The 19,061-nt window shown below is 72.9% G+C and carries 2 protein-coding genes; both read right to left on the bottom strand.

What is annotated here, in order from left to right; genetic code table 11:
- Positions 1-280: 280 nt before the first annotated feature.
- Positions 281-10,750, bottom strand: coding sequence for a non-ribosomal peptide synthetase (locus AMK27_RS13760; protein WP_073906355.1), 10,470 nt, complete (start codon positions 10,748-10,750; stop codon positions 281-283).
- The gene (locus AMK27_RS13755) at positions 10,747-19,014 is read right to left on the bottom strand and encodes a non-ribosomal peptide synthetase (RefSeq protein WP_073906353.1); all 8,268 of its coding nucleotides are present in this window, start codon (positions 19,012-19,014) and stop codon (positions 10,747-10,749) included. The genes AMK27_RS13760 and AMK27_RS13755 overlap by 4 nt, the downstream gene beginning before the upstream one ends.
- Between the last annotated feature and the right edge of the window lie 47 nt (positions 19,015-19,061).

Below are 19,061 nucleotides of genomic sequence, written 5' to 3'. Positions count from 1 at the left end.
CGATCGTGCGGACATCCACACGCTAGGCAGCGCGGGGGCCCGGATCCGGCTGGTCGGGCGGCAGTATGCGGGCAGTTCGGTGCCCGGCCGGCCGACGGGGGACGCGCCGGGGGCCGTAGGGACGTGCGCCGCGCCCGTGCGAAGCCGGACGCGCCGTGCCCGTGCGAAGCCGGACGCGCCGTGCCCGTGCGAAGCCGGACGCGCCGGGGCCCGTACGGCGGTGGTGCTGCCGTACGGGCCCCTGGTCGCGCGGGTGCTCGGATGCGGGCGGTGCGGGTGTTCAGATGCGTGCGGTACGGGCCGGCCTGAGGTGCCTGGCCAGGACCTGTCCGATCTCCCGCAGCGGCTCCGCCTCGGTCATCCGGGCGTGCTCGCAGTCGACGGCGAACTCCTCGACCCGTCCGGTCACGTACGGGGCCCAGGCCTCGGACCCCGACGAGGCTGCCGGAGTGCCGGTGGCGTCGAAGAACAGCGCGTCGCCGCCGAACCGGACGTCCGGCACGTACCGGTACCGCATCCGCAGGTTGTCGAGGGTGGCCGCCACCACGGCCGCCGCCTGCGGGTGTTCGAGGGCGCCGAGCACGGGGTCCGACCGGCGCAGCGCGTCGGCGAGTTCGCCGATGTCCGGCGTCGTGTCCGCGCAGCTCACCTCCACCGTCTCACCGGCGGAGCCGAGCAGGGCGGTCAGCACGTGCCGGCCGTCGATCTCCGGCGCGCGGAACCCGTCGGGCAGGGGGTAGGAGTCGAGCAGGGCCAGCAGGGCCACGTCCTCCCCCGCCGCCTCCAGCCCGGCCGCCACGGCGTGGGCGACCAGACCGCCGAAGGACCAGCCGAGCAGGTGGTACGGGCCGTGCGGCTGGATCCTGCGGATCTCGGCGAGGTAGTCGGCGGCCATCTCCTCGATGGAAGACGGCGCGTCATGCGGGCCGCCGAGCCGGCGGGCCTGGAGCGCGACGACCGGCCGGTCTTGGTCGAGGTGGGGCAGCAGACCGGCGTACCCCCAGCTCACCCCGGACACGGCGTGGACGCAGAACAGGGGCGGTTCACCGGAGTCCGTCTCCGTGACGGCCCGGATGGGCAGCACGGTGCCGAGGGGGTCGTCGCCGCTGCCGGCGGCGATCTGCTCGGCGAGGAGGGCCGGCGTGGGACTCCGGAACAGGTCGCTGATGGTGATGCGGGTGTCCCAGACGGCGCGGATGCGGCTGATGAGACGGGTGGCGCGGAGGGAGTGGCCGCCGCGGTGGAAGAAGTTGTCGTCGATGCTGACGGATTCGAGTCCGAGGTTGTCGGCGAAGAGTCCGCAGAGGATCTCCTCGGCCGGGTTGCGCGGTGCTCGTCCGCCCTCGGAGGCGGTGGTGTCGTCGGGGGCCGGGAGGGCCCGGCGGTCGAGCTTGCCGTTGACCGTTCGGGGCAGGGCGTCCAGGACGACGAAGGTGGAGGGCACCAGGTGCTCGGGCAGACGGGCGGCCACGTGCCGGCGCAGTTCCTCCGGCGCCGCCTCGCCGACCACGTACGCGACCAGACGCTTGTCCCCGGGCCGGTCCTCCCGTACCACCGCGGCAGCCTGCACCACCGAGCCGTGGGCCATCAGGGCGGCCTCGATCTCACCGGGCTCGATACGGAAACCGCGCAGCTTGATCTGCTCGTCACCACGCCCGAGGTACTCCAGGGCACCCTGCTTGTTCCAGCGGGCCAGGTCACCCGTGCGGTACATCCGCGCCCCGGCGGGACCGTAGGGGTTGGCGACGAAACGGTCGGCTGTGAGCGCCGACTGGCCGATGTAACCGTGGGCGAGACCATGCCCGGCGACGTACAACTCCCCCGGTACGCCGGGAGCGACCAGCTCCAGGTTCGCGTCCAGGACATAGGCGTGCTTGCCGGCCAGCGGACCACCCACCGGAATGCTCGCCGCACCCGCGGCCACCCCCGGCTCGATCACGAACACCGTCGTGAACCCCATGCTCTCCGCCGGACCGTAACCGTTGAGCAGGTGCAGCTCCGGGTGGTCGGCCAGAGCCCTGGCCGTGTGGGTCGGGGACGCCGCTTCACCGGCGGTCATGGCCTCCTTGACGTGGGAGAAGGTCTGGGGGTGGTCGTCGAGCATGTGGTTGAAGAGGCTCGCCGACATCTGCAGGGAGGTGACCTGGTGCCGCTCGACCAGTTCGGCGATCAGATGGGGGTCGGTGTGCTGGCCGGGCTGGAGGACGCACACACCGCCGTGCAGCAGCGGGCCGAAGACTTCGAGCGCGAAGGCGTCCCACGACACCGGCGAGCACTGCAGGAACGTCTGCTCCGGACCGAAGGCCAGGTAGTCCGGGCCGACGAACGTCGCGGCCAGCGCACGGTGCGAGGCCATCACGCCCTTCGGCAGACCCGTCGAACCCGACGTGAACATCACACACGCGACGGATTCAGGAGATCCGCCCGTCTCCACGGCGGCTCCGGAGAGCCCGCTGACCTCGGTGACCTCGGTCGTGAGGTCGACGACCGCCGCCTCCGTGGCGAGCTGTGGCAGGTGCGACTGGGTGACGAGGGCGGCGGGAGCGACCTGCTCCACCACCCCGTTCAACCGCTCGACGGGGAACAGCGGGTCGAGCATCGTGTACCCGGCGCCCGCCTTCAGTACCGCCAGCAGCGCGGCCACCATCTGCGGCGAACGCTCCACATGCACAGCCACCAGGTCACCGGGACGCACACCCCGGCCCGTCAGGTGACGGGCCAGCCGGTTCGACCAGACGTCCAGCTCCCCGTACGACACCACCTGGTCCTCGAAGACCAGGGCCGTCGCCTCGGGCGACCGCGCCGCCTGACCCGCGAACAGACCGTCAAGGCCGAGTTCCGGACCGTCGGTCCGTGCGCCGGCCCACGCGGTGAGCTGCTGCCGCTCGTCCTCCTGGAGGAGCTCCATCGCGCCGACGCGGGCGTCGGGTTCGGTGGCGGCGGACTCCAGGAGCAGCAGCATGCGGTCGAGCAGACGCGTGATCGTTTCGGGGCCGTAGAGGTCGGTGGCGTACTCGACGATGATGTCGAGCCCGTCCGGACTCCCGTCTGCCGCACGCCGCTCACCGAACGCGAACGTCAGATCGAACTTGGCGATCCGCAACTCCGGAGCAACGAACTCCGCCTGCAGATCACCGAGTCCAGGTGCGCCCACCGCCGTGTCACCCACGGTGAGCATCACCTGGAACAACGGATGCCGAGACGCCGAACGCTCCGGATTGAGCACCTCGACGAGCCGGTCGAACGGAAGGTCCTGATGAGCCCACGCGGAAAGATCCGTTTCCCGCACCCGGCCCAACACCTCACGGAAGGTGGGATCACCACCCACATCCGTACGCAGAACCAACGTATTGACGAAAAAGCCCACGAGATCATCGAGAGCCTGATCCGTCCGCCCCGCGACCGGCGAACCGATCGGGACGTCACTGCCGGCACCGCACCGTGACAGGAGGGTGGCGACAGCGGCCTGAGCGACCATGAACAGGGTGGTTCCGGTCTCGCGCGCCAGCCCGGTCAGGGCAGCGTGCGTGTGGGCGGGGGCGGTCACCTTGTGGGTGGCCCCGCGATAGGAGGCGACGGCCGGCCGGGGCCGGTCCGCGGGCAGTGTCGCCTCCTCGGGCAGCTCGGCCAACTGCTGCCGCCAGAAGGCGACTTGGCGCTCCTCATCGATGGCGAGGAGACTCCGCTGCCACAGGGTGTAGTCGGCGTACTGGACCGGGAGCGGCGCCCAGTCGGGCGCTACTCCCGCGCCGCGGGCCGTGTACGCCGTGGCGAGGTCCCGCAGGAGCGGGCCGTTCGACCAGCCGTCGGAGGCGATGTGGTGCATCACCACCAGAAGCACGTGCTTCCCGGGGGACAGCTCCAGCAGGTCCGCGCGGATGGGCAGATCCGTGGAGAGGTCGAACGTGGTGCCGGACAGTCCGGCCAGCACCTGGGGCAGCGACTCCTCCGTCACCGGGGTCACCGGGAGCGCGAGGTCGGTCGCCGCGAGAGAGCGGATCGCCTGGTGCGGCGAGCCACCCTCGGAGGGGAAGGAGGTCCGAAGGGATTCATGGCGCGCGACGACGTCGACGAGCGCGAGACGCAGGGCCTCGACGTCGATGCCGCCGGTGAGCCGTACGGCCAGTGGAATGTTGTACGTGGGCGAGGGCCCTTCCAACTGGTCGAGGAACCACAGCCGTTGCTGGGCGGAGGACAGCGGGAGCCGCTCGGGCCGCTCCCCCGCCACCAGCGCGGGGCGCTCCTCCTCGGCGCCGCCGCTCACCGCGATCAGCTCGGCGAGCCTCGCGACGGTCGGGTGCTGGAAGATCTCCCGCACGCCGAGCCGCACACCGAAGGCGTCGCGGATCCTGGAGGTGAGCTTGGTGGCGCGGAGGGAGTGGCCGCCGCGGTGGAAGAAGTTGTCGTCGATGCTGACGGATTCGAGTCCGAGGTTGTCGGCGAACAGCCCGCAGAGGATCTCCTCGGCCGGGTTGCGGGGCGCTCGCCCGCCCTCGGAGGCGGTGGCGTCGTCGGGAGCCGGGAGGGCCCGGCGGTCGAGCTTGCCGTTGACGGTACGGGGCAGGGCGTCCAGGACGACGAAGGCCGAGGGTACGAGGTGCTCGGGCAGACGGGCGGCGACGTGCCGGCGCAGTTCCTCCGGCGCCGCCTCGCCGACCACGTACGCGACCAGACGCTTGTCCCCGGGCCGGTCCTCCCGCACCACCGCCGCGGCCTGCACAACCGAACCATGGGCCATCAGGGCGGCTTCGATCTCGCCAGGCTCGATACGGAAGCCGCGCAGCTTGATCTGCTCGTCGCCACGGCCCAGGTACTCCAGAGCACCCTGCTTGTTCCACCGGGCCAGGTCGCCCGTCCGATACATCCGCGCCCCGGCGGGACCGTAGGGATTGGCGACGAAACGGTCCGCCGTCAGCGCCGACTGGCCGATGTAACCGTGGGCGAGACCGTGCCCGGCGACGTACAACTCCCCCGGTACGCCGGGAGCGACCAGCTCCAGGTTCACGTCCAGGACATAGGCGTGCTTGCCGGACAGCGGACCACCCACCGGAATGCTCGCCGCACCCGCGGCCACCCCCGGCTCGATCACGAACACCGTCGTGAACCCCATGCTCTCCGCCGGACCGTACCCGTTCAGGAGATGCAGCTGCGGGTGGTCGGTGAGCGCGCGGGTGACGTGCGCGGGTGAGGCGGCCTCGCCCGCCGTCATGGCCTCGCGGATCCCCCTGAAGACCGCCGGGTACTCGTCGAGCATGTGGTTGAAGAGGCTCGCGGACATCTGGAGCGTGGTGACCTGGTGCTGTTCCACCAGTTCCGCGATCAGGAACGGGTCGGTGTGCTGGCCGGGCTGGAGGACGCACACACCGCCGTGCAGCAGCGGACCGAAGACCTCCAGCGCGAAGGCGTCCCACGACACCGGCGAGCACTGAAGGAACGTCTGCTCCGGACCGAAGGCCAGGTAGTCCGGACCGACGAACGTCGCGGCCAGCGCACGATGTGAAGCCATCACGCCCTTCGGCAGACCCGTCGAACCCGACGTGAACATCACACACGCCACCGACTCCGGCGACCCGCCCGTCTCCACCGCCGCGCCCGACAGCCCGCTCACCTCGGCGATCTCGGCCGTCAGATCGACGACCACCGCCTCCGTGGACAGCGTCGACAGGTGCGACTGGGTGACGAGAGCGGCCGGCGCCACCTGCTTGAGGACACCGTTCAGCCGCTCGACGGGGAACAGCGGGTCCAGCATCGTGTACCCGGCGCCCGCCTTCAGTACCGCCAGCAGCGCGGCCACCATCTGCGGCGAACGCTCCACATGCACAGCCACCAGGTCACCGGGACGCACACCCCGGCCCGTCAGGTGACGGGCCAGCCGGTTCGACCAGACGTCCAACTCCCCGTACGACACCACCTGGTCCTCGAAGACCAGGGCCGTCGCCTCGGGCGACCGCGCCGCCTGACCCGCGAACAGACCGTCAAGGCCCAGGCGGGGCGCGTCGGTGGCCGGTCCCGACCAGTCGGTCAGCCGCCGGTCCTCCTCCTCGCTGAGCAGCGCCAGCCGGGAGACCGGCCGGTCGGGGTCGGTCGCCGCGTCGGTCAGGAGGCGGGTGAGGCGGTGCGCGACGGCCTCGGCCGTGGAGCGCTCGTAGAGGTCGGTGGCGTACTCGACGGTGATGTCGAGCCCGTCCGGACTCCCGTCGGCCGCACGCCGCTCACCGAACGCGAACGTCAGATCGAACTTGGCGATCCGCAACTCCGGAGCAACGAACTCCGCCTGCAGATCACCGAGTCCAGGTGCGCCCACCGCCGTGTCACCCACGGTGAGCATCACCTGGAACAACGGATGCCGAGACGCCGAACGCTCCGGATTGAGCACCTCGACGAGCCGGTCGAACGGAAGGTCCTGATGAGCCCACGCGGAAAGATCCGTTTCCCGCACCCGGCCCAACACCTCACGGAAGGTGGGATCACCACCCACATCCGTACGCAGAACCAACGTATTGACGAAAAAGCCCACGAGATCATCGAGAGCCTGATCCGTCCGCCCCGCGACCGGCGAACCGATCGGGACATCTGTGCCGGCACCGCACCGCGAGAGCACGGTGGCCACGGCGGCCTGGGCCACCATGAACGCGGTGGTGCCGGTCTCCCGTGCGAGCCCGGTCAGCGCCCGGTGGACCGGGGCGGGGCAGGACACGGTGAGGGTGGCGCCCTGGTAGGAGGCGACAGCCGGCCGCGGCCGGTCCGCCGGCAAGGTGGCCTCCTCGGGGAGGCCCGCCAACGCCTGGCGCCAGTGATCGAGTTGGGGAATCTGTTCGGCGCCGAGCAGATCACGCTGCCACAGCGTGTAGTCGGCGTACTGGACCGGGAGCGGCGCCCAGTCGGGCGCGGCGCCCGCGCCGCGGGCCTCGTAGGCGCGGCCGAGGTCGGCGAAGAAGGGGGCGTTCGACCAGCCGTCGGAGGCGATGTGGTGGGTGACGACCATGAGGACGTGCTCCGCGTCCCCCAGCGTGAACAGAGCTGCTCGGATGGGCAGTTCGCTGGTGAGGTCGAAGACCTTGGCGCTCTCGTCGGCGAGCAGCTCCGGGAGGTCCTCCTCCGTCGCCCGCGCCGTCGCCAGGGGGACGTCGATCCCGTCGGCGGCGAGGATGTGCTGATGGGCTTCGCCGTCGGCGGTCCGGAAGACGGTCCGCAGGGATTCGTGGCGTACGACGACGTCGTTGAGGGCGAGACGCAGGGCGTCGGTGTCGAGGCTGCCCGTGAGCCGCACGGCCAGCGGGATGTTGTAGGTGGCCGAAGGGCCTTCCAACTGGTCGAGGAACCACAGGCGTTGCTGCGCCGAGGAGAGCGGCACCCGTTCGGGGCGGTCCTGGACCGTCAGTGCGGGGCGGACCGGCTCTCCGCTCGCCGCCGCGACCAGCTCGGCGAGCTGGGCCACGGTGGGGTGCTGGAAGATGTCGCGCACGGTGATCCGCGTGCCGAGGGCGGCGCGGATCCGGCTGACCAGCCGGGTGGCGAGCAGGGAGTGGCCGCCGAGCCGCAGGAAGTGGTCGTCGACGGTGACGGAGGCCCGGCCGAGGATGTCGGCGAAGAGGCCGCACAGCACCTCCTCGACGGGGTTCCGCGGGGCCCGCCCGTCGCTCTCTCCGCTGAGCACGGGCCGCGGCAGGGCGCGGCGGTCGAGCTTGCCGTTGCCGGTCAGCGGCAGGGCGTCCAGGACGACGAAGGCGGACGGCACCATGTACTCGGGCAGGGCGTCGACGGCGTGCCGCCGCAGGGCCGCGGTGTCGACGTCGCCGTTCGCGGTACCGGAGTCGCCGGCGTGGCCGCCGTTGCCGACGTGGCCGCTACCGCCGCTTCCGCCGTTGCCGGCCTTGCCGCTACCGCCGTGGCCGTTGGCGCCGTTGCCGACGACATAGGCGACGAGCCGCTTGTCCCCCGGCCGGTCCTCGCGGACGATGACGGCGGCCTGGGCCACGGAGTCGTGGGCGACGAGGGCGGACTCGATCTCCCCGGGCTCGATGCGGAAACCGCGCAGCTTCACCTGCTGGTCCGCACGCCCCAGGTACTCGATCTCGCCCTCCCGCGACCAGCGCACCAGGTCGCCGGTCCGGTACATCCGCGAGCCGGCGGCGGAGCCGTACGGGTCCGCGACGAACCGCTCGGCGGTCTGGGCCGGGCGGCCCAGATAGCCGCGGGCGAGTCCGGCGCCCGCGATGTACAGCTCGCCGGGGACTCCGGGGGCGACCAGGCCGAGGTGGTCGTCGAGGACGTACAGGCGGGTGTTGTCGAGGGGCCGCCCGATGGGCAGCGCGCCGTCGTAGTCGAAGGGCCTGCGGACCGGGTGGGAGGTCGCGAACGTCGTCGTCTCCGTCGGACCGTAGCCGTTGACCACGGCCAGGTGCGGGCAGGCGTCCATCACCCGGCGCACCGCCTCCGGCGGCACCACGTCGCCGCCCGTCCACACCTCCCCGAGCCCCGCGAACGCACCCGGGTCCTCCTCGGCCACCAGCCGGAACAGCCCCACCGTCAGCCACAGACCGGTGATCGACTCCGCCGCCAGGACCGAGGCGAGCGCCGCCGTGTCGAGGACACCCGGCGGGGCGACCGCCACGCTGCCGCCCGTCAGCAGGGGCGCCCACAGCTCGTAGGTCGTGGCGTCGAAGGTGTGCGGGGAGTGGAACAGCACGCGCGCGTGGGCGGGCCGGGTCCAGCGGTGGTCGAGGGCGAGTTCGGCGACGTTGCGGTGGGTGACGGCGACGCCCTTCGGCACGCCCGTCGAGCCCGAGGTGAACATCACGTACAGCCACTGGTCGGGGTGGGTGGCGACCTCGGGGGCGGTCTCCGGGTGGGCGGCGAGCTCCGCGTCCCGGTCGAGCCCGTCGACCAGGACGATCCGGACGCCGGTCGCCTCGGTGAGGATCTCGTGGTCGGCGAGCGCCGGGTCGACGAGCAGGACGGGGGCGGCGGTGTCCGCGAGGATGAGGGAGAGCCGGGAGGCCGGGTCGACGGCGTTGAGCGGGGCGTACACACCGCCGGCCTTGGTGATGGCGAGCAGGGACAGGACCAGGTCGACCGAGCGTTCCATGAGGACGGCGACGACGGTCTCTGGGCCCACGCCGAGCGCGCCGAGGCGGTGCGCGAAGCGGTTGGTGAGGGCGTCCACCTCGGCGTACGTGTAGCTGCGGCCGGCCTGGGTGAGGGCCACCGCGTCCGGGGTGCGGGCGGCCTGCTCGGCGAAGAGGGCCGCGAGGGAGGCGTCCGGTACGGGCGTGGCGCGGCCCGTCCAGGTGTCCAGGAGCAGGGTGCGCTCGGCCGCGTCGAGCAGGTCGAGCCCGGACAGGGGCGTGTCGGGGTGGGCGACGGCCTCGGCGAGCAGCCGGCCGAGCCGGGCGAGCAGCGCCTCGACGGTCTCGGGGTCGTACAGGTCGGTGGCGTACTCGGCGGTGATGTCGAGCCCGCCCGGGCGGCCGTCCTCGGTGAGGTGCTCGTCGAATCCGACGGTGAGGTCGAACTTGGCGGTGCTGGTGGGCGAGTACTCGGCCCGCGTCCTGAGGCCTGGGAAGTCGGCGCCGGCGGACGAGGTGCCCGACGCGGCCGCTCCCGCCTGCACCAGGGTCAGCATCACCTGGAAGAGGGGGTGCCGGTCGCCGGTCCGCTCGGGGTTGAGGGCCTCGACGAGCCGGTCGAAGGGCAGGTCCTGGTGCGCCCAGGCGGCCAGGTCGGTGGCCCGGACCCGCTCCAGGAGCTCGCGGAACGTCGGGTCCCCGCTGACGTCGGTGCGCAGCACCAGGGTGTTCACGAAGAAGCCCACGAGGTCGTCGAGCGCCTCGTCGGTGCGGCCCGCGACCGGGGAGCCGACGGGGACGTCGGTCCCGGCGCCGGAGGCGGCGAGCACGGTCGCGAGCGCCGCCTGCGCCGCCATGAAGAGGGTGGCGCCGCTCCCCCGCGCCAGGTCGAGGAGTGCCGCGTGGGTGGCGGGCGGGCAGTGGAGGGTGCGGGTGTCGCCGCGGTAGGAGGCGACGGCGGGGCGCGGCCGGTCCGCCGGGAGGGTGGCCTCGGCGGGGAGTCCGGCCAGCCGCTCGCGCCAGTAGGCGATCTGCCGCGCCATGACGCTGTCCTCCGCGTCGGCCTCGCCGAGCAGTTCGTGCTGCCAGAGGGTGTAGTCGGCGTACTGGATCTCCAGGGGGTCCTGCTCGGGGGCGCGCCCGGCGACGCGGGCCCGGTAGGCGTGGGCGAGGTCGCGGAGCAGCGGGGCGACGGACCAGCCGTCGGAGGCGATGTGGTGCATGACGACGAGCAGGACGTGCTCGTCGGCGTCGGCCGCACCGGCGACGGCGGCGGCATCGGGACCGGCACCCGCGGCGGCGACCGCGTCACCCTGCCCGGCCTCCTGCACGAGGCGGATCAGTCGCGCCTCCACCGGCAGGTCGACGGCCAGGTCGAAGACATGGGCCGACTCGGCGGCGAGGACGTCCGCGAGGGTCTCCTCCGTCGCGGTGCGGACGGGCAGGTCGATCCGTACGTCCCGGGCCTCGCGTATCTCCTGGTACGGCGTGCCGTCGCGCTCCGGGTAGACGGTGCGCAGGCTCTCGTGCCGGGCGATCACGTCGCCGAGGGCCAGGGTCAGCGCCTCGGTGTCGAGGGTGCCGGTGAGGCGGAGGGCCAGCGGGATGTTGTAGGTCGCCGACGGGCCCTCGAGCTGGGCGAGGAACCACAGGCGCTGCTGGGCGTATGACAGGGGAATCACTGGGAGGCTCCCATCCGGCGCATCGGCCGCAGCTTGGGTCGCGCGGTCTCGGCGCGGTCGAGTCGCTCGGCCAGGGCGGCCACGTTCGGGTTCTCGAAGAGGGTGGGGACCGGGAGTTCGGCCCCGAGGGCGGTGCGGATCCGGCTGATCAGCCGGGTGGCGAGCAGCGAGTGCCCGCCGAGGCGGAAGAAGTCGTCGTCGATGGTGACGGCGGGGACGCCGAGGACGTCGGCGAAGAGGCCGCACAGGACTTCCTCGCGCGGGTTGCGCGGCTGCCGTCCGCTGCTGACGGGCGTGGCGGCGGGTTCGGGCAGGGCGCGGCGGTCCAGCTTGCCGTTGGAGGTCAGCGGCAGGGCGTCCAGGGCCACGAAGGCGGACGGGACCATGTAGTCGGGCAGGAGTCCGTCGGCGTGGGCGCGGAGCGCGTCGGGGTCCGGGGCGGTGCCGCCGTGGCCGACGAGGTAGGCGACGAGCCGCTTGTCGCCGGGGCGGTCCTCGCGGACGATCACGGCGGCCTGGGCCACGGAGTCGTGGGCGACGAGGGCGGACTCGATCTCCCCGGGCTCGATGCGGAAGCCGCGCAGCTTCACCTGCTGGTCCGCCCGCCCCAGGTACTCGATCTCGCCCTGCCGCGACCAGCGCACCAGGTCGCCGGTGCGGTACATCCGTGAGCCCGGCGGTCCGTACGGGTCGGCGACGAACCGCTCGGCGGTGAGCGCCGGCCGGTCGAGGTAGCCCTGGGCGAGGCCCGTGCCCGCGATGTACAGCTCGCCCTGGACGCCGGCGGGCAGCAGACCGAGGTGCTCGTCGAGGACGTACAGGCGGGTGTTGTCGATGGGGCGGCCGATGGGCAGCGCGCCGTCGTAGTCGAACGGCCGGTGGATCTCGTGGGAGGTGGCGAACGTCGTCGTCTCCGTCGGGCCATACGCGTTGACCACGGTCAGGTTCGGGCAGGCGTCCATCACCCGGCGCACCGCCTCCGGCGGCACCACGTCGCCGCCCGTCCACACCTCCCCCAGCCCCGCGAACGCACCCGGGTCCTCCTCGGCCACCAGCCGGAACAGACCCACCGTCAGCCACAGACCGGTGATCGACTCCGCCGCCAGGACCGAGGCGAGCGCCGCCGTGTCGAGCAGGCCGGGCGGGGCCACCACGAGGGTGCCGCCGGAGAGCAGGGGCGCCCACAGCTCGTACGTCGTGGCGTCGAAGGCGAGCGGCGAGTGCAGCAGGACGCGGCGGTGGGCGTCGCCGGTGAACCGGGTGTCGGCGGCCAGCTCGGTGATGTTGCGGTGGGTGACGGCGACGCCCTTCGGCACGCCCGTCGAGCCGGAGGTGAACATCGCGTAGGCGAGCTGCTCGGGGTGGACGTCGACCTCGGGGGCGGTGTCGGGCAGATCCTGCGCCACCGCCTGAGTGAGCGTCATGATCTGTGCGTCCGCCGGGAGTTCGAGGTCGGCGATGTCCCGGTCGGTGAGGAACAGGCTTCCGCCGGACATCCGCACGATCAGTTCGATGCGGTCCGCCGGGTAGCGGGTGTCGAGCGGTACGTACACCGCGCCCGCCTTCACCACGGCGAGGATCGCCACGACGGCTTCCAGGGAGCGTTCCAGGAAGAGGACCACCCGCGATCCGGGGCGTACACCCTCGGCGATCAGCCGGTGGGCCAGCCGGTTGGCACGCCGGTCGAGGTCGGCGTACGTCAGCCGCTCTCCGCCGCACGTGACGGCGACGGCGTCCGGCGTACGGGCCGCCTGCGCGGCGAACAGCTGCGGCAGCGAGGCGGCGGGGCGGGACTGCGCCGGGCCGTGCCAGGTGTCGAGGAGCTGGGCGCGCTCGTCGGCCGCCAGGACGTCGAGGTCCCCGATCGGGACGTCGGGTGCGCCGGCCGCCGCTTCGAGGAGCCGGACCAGCCGCCCGGTGACGGCCGAGACGCTGGCCGCCTCGTAGAGGTCGGTGGCGTACTCGACGGTGATGCCCAGGCCGGCCGGGCCGCCGTCGGCCGTCCGGTGCTCGTGGAAGGTGAACGTGAGGTCGAACTTGGCGATGTCGAGCGCCGTGAACTCCGACTCGGCCCGCAGTCCCGGAAGTTGCGGCACGGGACCGGCCGCGTCCGTGACCGAGAGCATGACCTGGAAGAGGGGGTGGCGGGCCGCGGAGCGCTCGGGGTTGAGGGTCTCCACGAGCCGGTCGAAGGGCACGTCCTGGTGCGCCCAGGCGGCCAGGTCGGTGGCCCGGACCCGCTCCAGGAGCTCGCGGAAGGTCGGGTTGCCGCTGACGTCGGTGCGCAGCACCAGCGTGTTCACGAAGAAGCCGACCAGGTCTTCGAGGGCCTCGTCGGTCCGGCCGGCGACCGGCGAGCCGAGCGGGATGTCCGCGCCGGCGCCGGACCGCGAGAGGAGGACCGCGGTGGCCGCCTGCGCCACCATGAAGAGCGTCGTGCCGTTCTCGCGGGCGAGCCGGGTGAGCGCGGTGTGCAGGTCCGCGGGGCACTGGACGGTGAGGGAGGCGCCCCGGTACGAGGCGGTGGCCGGCCGGGCCCGGTCGGCGGGCAGCGTCACCTCCTCCGGGAGCCGGTCGAGCGCCTTGCGCCAGTGGTCGAGCTGCCGCTCCTCGTCGGCGGCGAGCAGGGCCTGCTGCCAGAGGGCGTAGTCGGCGTACTGGACGGGCAGCGCCTCCCACTCGGGCGCGGCTCCCTCGACGCGGGCCGTGTAGGCGGCGCCGAGGTCCCGCATGAGGGGCGTGTTGGACCAGCCGTCGGAGGCGATGTGGTGGGTCACGAGGAGCAGCACGTGCTCGTCTTCCGCGATCCGCACCAGGTCGGCGCGGACGGGCAGTTCGCGGGCCAGGTCGAAGGTCGTGGCGGACAGGTCGCGCAGGACCGCGGGGAGTGCGTCGCGGGTCGCCGGGATGACCGGCAGGTCGAGCTGCGCCCCGGCGGCCGGGACGACCACCTGGTGGGGCGTGCCCTGCTCGGCGGGGAAGACCGTCCGCAGCGCCTCGTGGCGCCCGACGACGTCGGACAGGGCCAGCCGCAGCGCGTCGGCGTCGAGGTCGCCGGTGAGGCGTACGGCGAGGGGGATGTTGTAGGTCGCCGACGCGCCCTCCATCTGGGCCAGGAACCAGAGGCGGCGCTGGGCGGCGGACAGCGGTACCCGCTCGGGCCGTTCGCCCGCCACGAGGGCCGGCCGCCGCCCCTGCCCGTCGGCACCGGGGTCGGCGAGGTACTCGGCGAATCCGGCGACGGAGGGGCAGCGGAAGAGGTCGCGGACGGACACCTGCGCCCCCAGCGTGTGCCGGATGCGGCTGACCAGCCGCGTACCGAGCAGGGAGTGCCCGCCGAGGCGGAAGAAGTCGTCGTCGATGGAGACGGCGGGCAGCCCGAGCGCGTCGGCGAAGAGACCGCACAGCACTTCCTCGACGGGGGTGCGGCCCTGCCGGCCGCCGGGTCCCGTGCCGAGCCTGGGCGCGGGCAGGGCGCGGCGGTCGAGCTTGCCGTTGGCGGTCAGGGGAAGGACGTCGAGCTCGACGAAGGCGGCGGGGACCATGTACTCGGCGAGCCGCTGCGCGGCGTGGCGTCGCAGGCTGTCGGTGTCGACGCGGTTTCCCGGCGCGGGGACGACGTAGGCGACGAGGCGCTTGTCGCCGGGCCGGTCCTCCCGCACGATCACCGCGGCCTGCGCGACCGACTCGTGGGCCAGGAGCGCGGTCTCGATCTCCCCCAGCTCGATGCGGAAGCCGCGAAGCTTCACCTGCTGGTCCGCACGCCCCTCGAAGACGATCTCGCCGAACTCGTTCCACCGGGCCAGGTCGCCCGTCCGGTACATCCGCTCACCCGCCGGACCGAACGGATCCGCCACGAACCGCTCCGCGCTCAGCGCCGGCCGACCCACATAACCGCGGGCCAGATGGCTGCCGGCGACATACAGCTCGCCGACCACCCCGGGGACGACCGGCCGCAGCCCCTCGTCGAGCACGTACATCCGGGTGTTGGCCATCGGCACGCCCAGGTGGAGACGCTCCACCACCCGCTCGGCAGGACCGAAGGCCTGGTAGCTGCAGAACACCGTCGACTCCGTCGGGCCGTACGCGTGCACCACGGAGGTGTCCGGGCAGGAGTCGAGCACCCGGCGCAGCGCCGGGGCGGACAGGACGTCGCCTCCGGTCCAGATCTCCGCGAGCCCGGCGAGCGAGTCGACCGCCTCCGAGGCCATCGCGTCGAAGAGCGCGGTGGTGAAGTAGACCGCCGAGATCTGCTGCTCCACGATCGTCCGCGCCAGCTCGCCGATGTCCACCTTCGGCGCGCTCAGCACCACCGCCGTGCCCCCGCTCAGCAGCGGCACCCACAACTCGTACGTGGATGAGTCGAAGGCCAGCGGCGAATACGCGAGCACCCGCCGGTGCCGCTCCCCCGAACCAGAACCCGAACCCGAACGCCACCACGGATCCAACGCCAGCTCCACGACGTTCCGATGCGTGTTCGCCACACCCTTCGGCACACCACTCGAACCCGACGTGTACATCACGTAGGCCAACTGGTCCGGATGCACGGCCGGTTCGGGAGCCGGGACATCCGTCTCCGCGAGGAGGGCCCGCAGGTCGGGAGCCGGCAGCGTGTCCAGGTCCCGGGCGAACCCGACGTCCTGGGCGGGGCGGTCGGTGACGAGGAGCGGCGCTCCCGTGTCGGCGAGGATGAACGCGAGCCGCTCCTCCGGCTGGCGCGGGTCCAGCGGCACATAGGCACCGCCCGCCTTCAGCACGGCGAGGGCCGCGACCACGAACTCCGCCGAGCGGTCGAGGAAGAGGCCCACGGCACCACCGGGCCGGACCCCGTGCGCGGCGAGCCGGGCGGCGAACGCGTCCGACGCGCGGTCGAGGTCGCGGTACGTCGTCTCGTGCTCCCCGCACACCAGCGCCACGGCGTCCGGCGTCCGTGCGGCCTGGACGGCGAACACCTCGTGCAGCGCGCCCTCGGGAAGCCGTGCGGCGGTGTCGTTGTAGTCGGCGAGCAGCGCGTGGCGCTGGGCGGAGGAGAGCAGTTCGATGTCGGCGACCTTGACGTCCGGGTCGGCGATGACGGCGTCCAGGACCCGGGCCAGCCGTTCTCCGGCCGCCTCGACGGTGTCGGGGTCGTACAGGTCGGTGGCGTACTCGAGGACGATGTCGAGGCCGTGGGGGTGGCCGAGACGGTCGCGGTGCTCGTAGAAGTTGACGGTGAGGTCGAACTTGGCGATGCCCGCGCTCAGTTGGCTGGTCTCGGCACGGACGCCCGGCAGCGCGGGTGTGGCCTCGGCGGCCTCGGCGAGGGTGAGCATGACCTGGAAGAGCGGGTGGCGGGCGGCCGAGCGCTCGGGGTTGAGGGTCTCCACGAGCCGGTCGAACGGCAGGTCCTGGTGCGCCCAGGCTCCGAGGTCGGTCTCCCGGACCCGGTCGAGGAGTTCGCGGAAGGTCGGGTCGCCGGAGGCGTCGGTGCGCAGGACGAGGGTGTTGACGAAGAACCCGACCAGGTCCTCCAGGGCCTCGTCGGTCCGCCCGGCGACGAGCGAGCCGAGGGGGATGTCGGTGCCCGCCCCGGAACGGGACAGGAGGGCCACCGTGGCCGCCTGCGCCACCATGAAGAGGGTGACGCCGTGCTCCCTCGCGAGGGTGCTGAGCGCCTGGTGGGTCTCCGCCGGGCAGTGCACGGTGTGGGTGGCGCCGCGGTAGGAGGCCACGACCGGCCGGGGCCGGCTGGTGGGCAGGGTGACCTCGGTGGGCAGCCGGTCGAGCGCCTCCCGCCAGTGGGCTAGCTGGGCCTCCTCGTGGTCGGCGAGCAGCTCGCGCTGCCAGAGGGAGTAGTCGGCGTACTGGGCCGGCAGCGGCTCCCACTCGGGCGCCGCGCCCTGGGCGCGGGCGGTGTAGGCGGCACCGAGGTCCCGCATGAGGGGTGTGTGGGACCAGCCGTCGGAGGCGATGTGGTGCACGACGAGGACGAGCACGCTCCGGGTCGGCGCCAGGTCGAGCAGCACGGCGTGCAGGGGGAGTTCGGTGGCGAGGTCGAAGAGGTGCGCGGTCTCCTCGGCGAGCCGGGCGGGCAGCTCGTCGTCGGTGACGGTGGCGACGGCGAGCGGCACGGTGATCCGCTCGGGGTCGGCGATGTGCTGGCGCGGCTCGCCCTCGTGCACCGGGTAGGTGGTGCGGAGGACCTCGTGGCGGGCCATCACGTCCCCGAGCGCCTGCCGCAGCAACTCCGGGTCGACGGCGCCGGTGAGGCGTACGGCGAGGGGGATGTTGTACGTGGCCGAGGGGCCCTCCATCTGGTCGAGGAACCAGAGGCGGCGCTGGGCGGCGGAGAGCGGGAGGTCGTCGTCGGACCGGCCGGCGGCGGTGAGCGCGGGGCGCGGGGCCTGCCCGGCGCCGGCCGCGATCAGCCGGGCGAGTCCGGCGACGGTCGGGTACAGGAAGAAGTCGCGGAGGGAGAGTTCGGTGGCGAGGGCGGTGCGGACCCGGCCCACCAGGCGGGTGGCGAGGAGGGAGTGCCCGCCGAGGCGGAAGAAGTCGTCGTCGATGGAGACGGCGGGCTCGCCGAGGGCGTCGGCGAACAGGCCGCACAGCACCTCCTCGACGGGGTTGCGCGGGGCCCGACCGTCGCCCTCGCCGCCCAGCACGGGCTGGGGCAGGGCGCGGCGGTCGAGCTTGCCGTTGGCGGTCAGGGGGAGTTCGGCGAGCGCGACGAACGCGGAGGGGACCATGTACTCGGCGAGGCGATCGGCGCTGTGGCCGTGGAGGGCCTCGGTGTCGACGCGGGCGTCGAGGGCGGGGACGACGTAGGCGACGAGTCGCTTGTCGCCGGGCCGGTCCTCCCGCACGATGACCGCGGCCTGCGCGACCGACTCGTGGGCCAGGAGCGCGGTCTCGATCTCCCCCAGCTCGATGCGGAAGCCGCGCAGCTTCACCTGCTGGTCCGCACGCCCCTCGAAGACGATCTCGCCGAACTCGTTCCACCGGGCCAGGTCGCCCGTCCGGTACATCCGCTCACCGGCCGGCCCGAACGGGTCCGCCACGAACCGCTCCGCGCTCAGCGCCGGGCGGCCCACGTACCCGCGGGCCAGATGGCTGCCGGCGACGTACAGCTCGCCCACGGTCCCGGGGAGGACGTGCCGCAGTTCCTCGTCGAGCACGTACATCCGGGTGTTGGCCATCGGCACCCCGAGGTGCAGACGCTCCACCACCCGCTCACCGGGCTCGAAGGCCTGGTAGCTGCAGAACACCGTCGACTCCGTCGGACCGTACGCGTGCACCACCGACGTGTCCGGGCAGGAGTCCAGGACCCGCTGGAGGGCCGGCGCGGAGAGCACGTCGCCTCCGGTCCAGATCTCCGCGAGCCCGGCGAGCGACTCGACCGCCTCCGAGGCCATCGCGTCGAAGAGGGCCGTCGTGAAGTACACCGCGGTGATGCCCTGCCCGGCGATCTCCCGCGCCAGCTCGCCGATGTCCACCTTCGGCGCGCTCAGCACCACCGCCGTCCCCCCGCTCAGCAGCGGCACCCACAGCTCGTACGTCGACGAGTCGAAGGCCAGCGGCGAGTACGCGAGCACCCGCCGGTGCCGCTCCCCCGCACCCGCACCCGCACCCGCACCCGCACCCGCACCCGCACCCTCACCGGAACCCGCACCCCACCACGGATCCAACGCCAGCTCCACGACGTTCCGATGGGTGTTCGCCACACCCTTCGGCACACCACTCGAACCCGACGTGTACATCACGTACGCCAACGCGTCCGGATGCACGGCCACGTCGAGAGGAGGCAGGTCGTCCCGCTCCGTAACCGTCACGTCCGCCGCCGGCCTCAGCACCGGCAGGTCGCCGGCGAAGGCCAGCTCCGGCTCGTCGCGGTCGGTGAGGAGGAGCACGGCCCCGGTGTCGGCGAGGATGAACGCCCGCCGGTCCTCCGGCTGGCGCGGGTCCAGCGGCACGTAGGCGCCGCCCGCCTTGAGCACGGCGAGCATCGCGACGACGTAGTCGAGGGAGCGGTCCTGGAAGAGGCCGACGGCGTCGCCGGAGCGCACGCCCCGGTCCCGCAGGCGGTGGGCCAGGGCGGTGGCGGCCGATTCCAGCCCGCGGTAGCTGAGTTCGCGTTCCCCGCACACCAGCGCCACGGCGTCCGGCGTCCGTGCGGCCTGGGCGGCGAACAACTCGTGCAGGGCGCCCTCGGGGAGCCGCACGGCGGTGCTGTTGTACGCGTCGATGTCGACGGCGGGAGCCTGGACGGAGTGCTGGTGAGACATCTTCTCGACACCATTCTCGAAGGTTCGGGCGGGTACGGGTCTCGCGG

Origin of the sequence: Streptomyces sp. CB02009, from assembly GCF_001905825.1 — a bacterium.
Taxonomy (GTDB): domain Bacteria; phylum Actinomycetota; class Actinomycetes; order Streptomycetales; family Streptomycetaceae; genus Streptomyces.
Note: the sequence above shows the minus strand (reverse complement) of the source record. Positions and strands in the feature narration are given on the sequence as shown.

What these genes read in the sequence shown, in the direction of transcription:
- AMK27_RS13755 (WP_073906353.1), bottom strand. Translation starts at nt 19,014, where the DNA reads ATGTCTCACCAGCACTCCGTCCAGGCTCCCGCCGTCGACATCGACGCG.